The organism is Kitasatospora sp. NPDC057500, assembly GCF_042802195.1.
GTDB lineage: Bacteria > Actinomycetota > Actinomycetes > Streptomycetales > Streptomycetaceae > Kitasatospora.
In genome coordinates this window covers 1-6924 of the sequence record NZ_JBHVER010000302.1, presented here as the reverse complement: position 1 = coordinate 6924, position 6924 = coordinate 1, and the positions used below count along the sequence as shown (strand labels likewise).

At 77.5% G+C, this 6924-nt stretch carries 5 protein-coding genes; 3 read left to right on the top strand and 2 right to left on the bottom strand.

Features of this window, described 5'->3' with window-relative positions; all coding sequences use genetic code 11:
- Positions 1–109: 109 nt before the first annotated feature.
- Positions 110–940 (bottom strand): hypothetical protein, encoded by an 831-nt coding sequence (locus ACFU74_RS34995; protein WP_380764174.1) that lies wholly within the window; start codon positions 938–940, stop codon positions 110–112.
- Positions 937–1464, bottom strand: a complete 528-nt coding sequence (locus ACFU74_RS34990) for a hypothetical protein (protein WP_380764173.1) — start codon at positions 1462–1464, stop codon at positions 937–939. Before ACFU74_RS34990 ends, ACFU74_RS34995 begins: the two co-directional genes overlap by 4 nt.
- Before the next feature lie 328 nt (positions 1465–1792).
- Here ACFU74_RS34990 and ACFU74_RS34985 point away from each other — a divergent pair, with 328 nt between their 5' ends.
- From ACFU74_RS34985 to ACFU74_RS34975, 3 genes are all read left to right on the top strand, one after another.
- Positions 1793–3181 carry a cellulose binding domain-containing protein gene (locus tag ACFU74_RS34985; RefSeq protein WP_380764172.1) on the top strand — a complete coding sequence of 463 codons (1389 nt, stop codon included), beginning with the start codon at positions 1793–1795 and terminating at the stop codon, positions 3179–3181.
- 691 nt (positions 3182–3872) lie between these two features.
- Entirely contained in the window at positions 3873–4343 is a 471-nt protein-coding gene (locus ACFU74_RS34980) for a hypothetical protein (RefSeq protein ID WP_380764171.1), read from the top strand.
- Positions 4344–4444: 101 nt separating this feature from the next.
- On the top strand, positions 4445–6924 hold a 2480-nt coding region (locus ACFU74_RS34975), incomplete at its 3' end, for an AAA family ATPase (protein ID WP_380764170.1).

The window sequence follows — 6924 nt, the reverse complement described above, 5'->3', positions numbered from 1 at the left end:
CCGCTCGACCGCCGCCCGGTACTCCGCCGCGGGTGCCGGGGCATCGGCATCCGCACGCACGGACGACCGCACCTCCGCCCGGCGATCGGGGCCGCCGCCGGGCGCGGGGTCAGCGGCGGGTGGTCGGGGCGGGCTCGGCGTAGACGCGCAGGCGCTGGTGGGCGTGGAGCCAGCGGAGTCGGGTGCCGCAGGCGCGTAGGGCGGTGCCGAGGGCGTGGCGCATGGCGCCGTCGACGGCCGCGCGGGCGGCGGCGGCCCGGGCGGCCTCGGGGAGGGTGCTGTCGGCCAGGTCGACGAGGCGGCGCGCGGGGTTCCAGCCGAGGTCCGTCGCACCGTCGCGGTCGTCCGTGCCGCCGGTCCGGGTGCAGGCGGCGAGCGTGATGCCGGTGGCGCCGAGGTGGGCGGCCACGGGGAGGCCGGCGAGGGCGGCACTGCGGCGGACGGTGTTGGCGGCGTCCGCCGGGAGCCCGAGATCCACCGGGGTCAGCCCGGCCGGGCGGGCGACCAGGACGCCGGGTGGGACCGTCAGGCCGCCGCCGGTCACGGCCCGGCCGTCGACCCGCAGCTCCCGGCCGGTCCAGTCCCGGGTGGTCTCCAGGCCGAGGGCCGGGAGGAACTCGGCGAGCGCGTTCGTCATGGCCATCTCCACCACCTCACGGGCCGGCCCGGCCGCGTCGCCCGGCTCCGCCACCGCGGCGGCGCCGGTCAGGCGCGGGGACGGCAGCCAGTCGAGGGCGGCCATGCCCGCGCACTGGTCGCGGTCGCCGACGGGCCTGGCGGGCCGGATGCGCACGCCGGGCCCGTGGTCGCCGAAGGCGACCGGCAGGCCGGCGAGCAGCACCGCGTCGGTGAGGAGGTCGGCGAGGGCGGGATCGACCCGGCCGACGGGCGGGCCGGCATCGGCCGGGGCGGGCGGCTGCCGGTGCGACGGGAGGCTCACGAGTGCGGGCCCTTCTGAGCGGGGGGAATGGAGGACTGACGGGGCGGGGGGACCGGCTGCGGGATCCGGGACCCGGCGGTGCTGCGGATGCGCCGGGTACGACCGCCCCCGGCCAGCGCGGCCAGGGCGGCTGCGTCCCGCGACTCCGCCGCGAGGCGGAGCTGCAACCAGTTGGAGGCCGTGAGCACCTGCTCGGCGTCCCACGGCTCGCCCAGGGCGATCGCGCGCAGCAGCGTCCATTCGCGCAGCCGCCGGGCGGTGAAGTCGTCCACCGCCACGGGCCCGGTCAGCTCCCGGCACCAGGCCGGGTAGCCGGGGTCGGTCAGGAGTTCGGCGGCCCGCCGGTCGAGGTACTCGCAGACGGCGCTGTTCGCCACGGTCGGGTCGGGATCGGTGAGCACCCGGGCGACGAGAGCGACCGCCTCGTCCGGGGCCACCGAGGCGAGGGCCCGGCGGTAGCGCGCGAACCGTACGTGCTCGTCCGGATGCCGGTCGGGGACGGCGCCCGACGCACTCTCACCCAAGTCCCCGTCCCCTTTCGGCTGCCGTGACGCGGGATCTTATCGCGGCCCGGCGCACTGTCGAACTCCCGTTCCCCGACTGCCGCAGCCTCAAACACCTTGACCGACAGCGCCGTTCACCGGCCGCCAACAGGCACAATCAGCCACTCCCGGCGGCGGACGTCGGCGTTCCGGCCGATCGCCGCACTTCGGGCTTGACCAGCCAAATTGGTCTATGCCACTTTCTGATCGCGCGGCCCGCCACCTCCTCCCCCACCGCCGCATCCGAGGTGGACCCGGGCTCCCCTCCGCCGGCGCCGCGCGCCATCCCCCACGTCAGGAGAGGACCCCCATGACCGTCAGAACCAGCCGCCGGCTCCCCCGCGTCCGCGCGTCGCTCGCCGCCGCCGTCGCCGTCGGGCTCGGCGCCGGTGTGCTCGGCGCCCTGCCGGCGGCCGCCGCCACGGGCGAGCCGCTCGCCGTGCAGTACCGCAACGGCGGCAGCGGCAGTTCGCAGGCCTCGCCGTGGCTCAAGGTCGTCAACACCGGTACCACGCCGATCTCGCTGGACCAGGTCAAGCTGCGCTACTACTTCCGCTCCGACTCGCCCTTCGCCGCGTACCGCTTCGCCTGCGACTGGGCCGTCCGCGGCTGCGCCAACGTCACCGGCACCATCGGCACCATCAACGAGCCGGGTGCCGCCGCCGACCGCTACCTGGAGATCGGCTTCACCGGCGGCGCCGGCACGCTCGCCCCCGGGGCCGACAGCGGCGACCTCCAACTGCGCGTCCACCGCACCGACTGGCAGTCCATGCAGCAGGGCGACGACTACTCCTTCGGCGCCACCCAGACCGGGTACGCGAACTGGACCAAGGTCACCGCCGGCATCGCCGGCGTCCAGGTCTGGGGCACCGCCCCCACCCGGCCGACCGTCCCGGGCGGGCAGGTGCTCTTCGACGACCTCGACTACACCGGCCACGCCGACCCGGCGCTCGCCGCCCACGGCTGGAACGCCCGTGCGGGCGGCGGCGGGCCGGGCGTCGCCGGGGCGACCTGGGCACCCGAGAACGTCACCTTCGCCAAGCAGGACGGCAACTCGGTGATGACCCTGCGGACCTCGACCGCCGGGACCGCCGAGTCCACCCGGCACAGCGAGTTCCACAGCCAGGCCATGAAGTTCCGCAACGGCACGTACGCCGCCCGGGTCCGCTTCTCCGACGCCCCGGTGACCGGCCCCGACGGGGACCACCTGGTCCAGAGCTTCTTCGCCATCAACGACCTCAAGGCACCGAACGCCGACGACTACTCCGAGTACGACTTCGAGTACCTCCCCAACGGCGGCTGGGGCGAGACCTCGAACATCTTCTTCACCACCTCCTGGGAGACGTACGGACCCGAGGGCTCGGTCAACCAGTACACGACCTCCCGGACCTCGTTCGCCGGCTGGCACGACCTGGTCCTGACCATCGACGACAGCACCATCGTCTACTACGTCGACGGGGTCGAGTTCTCCCGCCACGACGCCCGCTACCTCCCCGAGCGGCCGATGGTGATCGCCTTCAACCAGTGGCTCACCGACCTGGCCGGACAGACCGGCACCGAGGCGCGCACGTACGAGGAGCAGGTGGACTACGTCCTGCACGTCAAGGACCAGGTGCTGACCCCCGCCCAGGTCGCCACCACCGTGGCCGGCTACCGCGCCTCCGGGACGTCCTTCACCGACACCGTCCCCGCGTCCTGACCCTGCCGACGGCAGCCCGCCCCCGCGCCTGCCCGTCCGTACCCGGCCACCCCGCCGGCCGGGCACGGCGGGGGCGCCCGGGGCGTGTGGGCAGTGCACCGGGGGCGCCCGGTGCTTCGTGCACCACCACCGGTTGCCGCCCGGTGCGGCGCGCGGGTGAGTCGGTGGGCCGCCCGGACCGCGACGCGACGGCCGGGCAACGCGGGAAGCCGCAGGTGGGAGGGCATCGGGACGGCTTACGGCGCGGCAAACCCGCGCGCGGGAGCCCGGGTGGCCACCGCCCGCACCACGGGGCGCCGGTGCCCCACCCTTGGCCGTGGTCCCGGCGATCCGCACGATCTCAGGTGTCCGGCGCTCACCACCTGCCGCTCCGTACCCGGGAGGACCCTTGCCGATCACGCCGATCACGCCGATCCCGCCGATCCCGCCGCGCCCGCGCACCGGCGTCGGCCCGCGCACCGGCGTCACCGCGCGGGCCCGGTGCCGGACGACGTCCGGGTCCCGCCGTGCACCCCGTGTCCCACCTGCGGCTGAGCGCGCGCCGAACGCTGCGGGAACGGCAATGGGTAGTCGCCCCCATTGATCCCCGTACCGTTCCGGAGGTCCGCTGGACCCCGGCCCGCAGCCGCACTCCCCCACCCGTCACAGCAAGCGGCAACCAGCAAGCAGCGAGCAAGGCCAGGTGAACGGCATGCACAACCCCCACGAACCGCTGAACCGGGCGGCCCGGCGGTCCGCGATGTATCTGCGGTGCCGCCCGTACGACCCGCAGGAGGCCGAGTACGTCCGCTCCGCCATGGAGCACCTGGCGCACCGCCTCGCGCTGCCCTTCCCCGACGTCTACGCCGACCACGGACTGAGCACCCGCGGCCCGCTGCCGGCCCTGGCCAGTCTGCTGACGGCGGCCGAGCGCGGCTGGGTGGACGTGGTGCTGGTACCCGGGCCGTTCGTGTTCTCGCTCGACGACCGCGCGGCGGCGGAGACCGTCGAACGCCTCGCCCGGGCGGGCTGCGAGGTCGTCGAGGCACCGGGCCGGGTCGTCCGCCCGGCCGCCGCGCCCGGGGACACCCTCGTCCCCGTCCGCCGGCGCCTGACCGCGGCCGCCGTGCCGCCGCCCTCGCCGACGCCCGGCGGCGCAGCGGTGGCGTACGGGGCGGTCTGAGCAGGTGCGCCCGGCCCCGCCCGACGGGGGCGGGGTGGGCGCGGGCATCATGGGGGCATGTCCGCTCACACCCTCTCCGCCCCCGGCCCGGCGCGGTGCCGATGAACCCGCCGACCGCGCCGGACGCGCCCGAGGGACACGGCTTCGTGGGGCGGGCCCGGGAACTCGCCCGGCTCGCCGAGGCGCTGGCCCGGCCGCCGGCCGTGCTGCTCGTCGAGGGCGAGGCCGGTGCCGGCAAGTCACGGCTGGTCACCGAGGCGCTGCGAGCGCTGAACGGCACGGCGGCCGCCGGCACGGACCGCGCCGTGCTCCTCGGCCGGTGCCACCCGCTGCGCGAGCCGGAGCCGTTCGGCCCCGTGGTGGACGCCCTGCGGGACGCGGCCGCGCTGCTGCCCCCGCCCGGCGCGCTGCCGCCCAGCACGGGGGCGCTGCGCCGGGTGCTGCCGGACCTCGCCGACCGGCTGCCCGCCGCGCCGGCCGTCGACGGCGACCTGCTGTCCGCCCGGCGCCTGCTGGCCCAGGGCGTGCGGGCGCTGCTGGCGGCGCTGGACGACCCGGTGCTGGTGGTCGAGGACGTGCAGTGGGCCGACGACGCGACGCTCGACCTGCTGCTGCGGCTGGCCCGCGACCTGCCGCCCCGGCTCTCCCTGGTGGTCACCTACCGGCCCGAGGAGCTGCCGCCCGGAGCCCTGTCGCCCGAAGCCGCCCACCGGCCCGCGCCCGCCGGGCCGGGCGCGGGCGTCGTCCTGCTGCGGCTGGAGCCGCTGGACGCCGCGGAGGTGGCGGAACTGGCCCGGACCGTGCTCGGTGCGGCGGCGGCCACCGCCGAGGTCGTCCGGGTCCTGCACGAGCGCGGCCGGGGCCTGCCGTCGGCCGTCGAGGAGGACCTGCGGACGCTGGCGGACCGCCCGCCGCCCCGGCGGGCGCCCGACCTCGCGGCCGCGCTGGCGGAGGCCGAGGTCCCGCGCGCGGTGGCCGACGCCGTCACCGGGCGGCTCGCCCGGATCGGCGTGCACGGCGCGGCCGTCGTCGCCGCGGCGGCCGTGCTCGCGGTGCCCGCCGACGAGGACCTGCTCACCGCCGTCGCCGGGCTGGACGCCGCAGCGGGCGCGGACGGCCTGGCCGAGGCGCTGCACGCGGCCGTCCTGCACGAGACCTCGCCCGACAGGTACGCCTTCCGCCACCCCGCCGCCCGGCGGGTCGTCCACCAGCGGATTCCCGGCCCCCGGCGCCGGCTGCTGCACCGGCGGGCGGTCGCCGCGCTGGAGTCCCGCGATCCCCGGCCGCTGGCCCGGATCGCCGAGCACACCCTGGCCATGGGCGACCGCGCGGCCTGGCAGGACCTCGCCCAGGCCGCCGCCGACCAGGCCGTGGCGCTCGGCGACCCGGGCGGCGCCCGCCGGATGCTGCGCGGGCTGCTGGACGAACCGGACCTCGACCCGCCCCGGCGCGGCCGGGCCGCCCTGGCGCTGGCCAGGCTCGCGGCCGACGACGTCGACCCGGCGGCCAGTGCGCGGGTGCTGAGCGAGATGGTCGCCGACCCCCGGCTGCCGGTCGCCGACCGCGGCGAGATCCGGCTCGCGCTCGGCCTGCTGACCGCCGTGCACAGCGGAAACCGGGCCGGGTTCGGCCGGATCCGGGAGTCCCTGGAGGAGCTGGAGGAGCGCCCCGTCCGGGCGGCCAGGGCCATGGTGGCGATCGCCATGGACGAGCGCGACGGCGCGGGCCGGCACGCCTGGGAGTGGCTCGACCGGGCGGACCGGCTGCTGGCGGACCATCCGGACGAGGACGTGGCCGCCGCCGTGCGGGCCACCTCGCTCACCTTCCAGGCCCGGGCCGGCGACCCCGGGGTCTGGGGCCGGCTGGACGAGCTGCCGCGCGCCTCGGAGCGTCCCGAGGTGATGCGGCAGACCACCCGGGCGCTGTTCAACACCGGCGAGATCGCCATCGAGCTGGGCTACGACACCCGGGCCGCGGCCCTGCTGACGGAGAGCCGGCGGCTGGCCCGGCTGACGGCCATCCCGTACCTGGAGTGCTACAGCCGGCTGGCGCTGATCCGGCTGGACATGCTGGCCGGGCGCTGGGACGGGGTGGAGCAGCGGTTCGCCGCGCTGGGCGCGGAGTTCGACGACCTGGCGATGGCCGGGGCCGAGCGCTCGCTGCTGTTCGGGCGGCTGGCGGCGGGCCGGGGCCGGCTGGCCCTGGCGCGGGAGGAGTTCGAGGTCGCCGCCCGGTACGGGCAGCGGGAGTCGCAGGTGACGGTGGCGCTGCGGGCGGCCGCCGGGCTCGGGAGCCTGCAGCTGCTGGAGGGCGACACCGTCGGCGCCGTCGCGACGGCCTGCCGCGCGCTGGCCACCACGCGGCAGGCCGGCGCCTGGCCGCGCACCGCCGAGCTGCTGCCGCTCGCGGTGGAGGCACTGCTGGCGACGGGCGGGCGGGCCGAGGCCTGCGCCGTCGTCGCGGAGGCGGCCGAGGCGCTCGCCGACCGGGGCGCGCCCGCCGTGTCGGCGGCCCTGGACCTGGCCCGGGGGCTGCTGTCGGCGGCGGACGGCGGAGCTGACACGGGGAGGGCGTTCACCCG

Excerpts from the sequence above, each read along its gene's own strand:
- ACFU74_RS34985 (WP_380764172.1), top strand. The coding sequence starts at position 1,793 with ATGACCGTCAGAACCAGCCGCCGGCTCCCCCGCGTCCGCGCGTCGCTC.
- ACFU74_RS34980 (WP_380764171.1), top strand. The coding sequence starts at position 3,873 with ATGCACAACCCCCACGAACCGCTGAACCGGGCGGCCCGGCGGTCCGCG.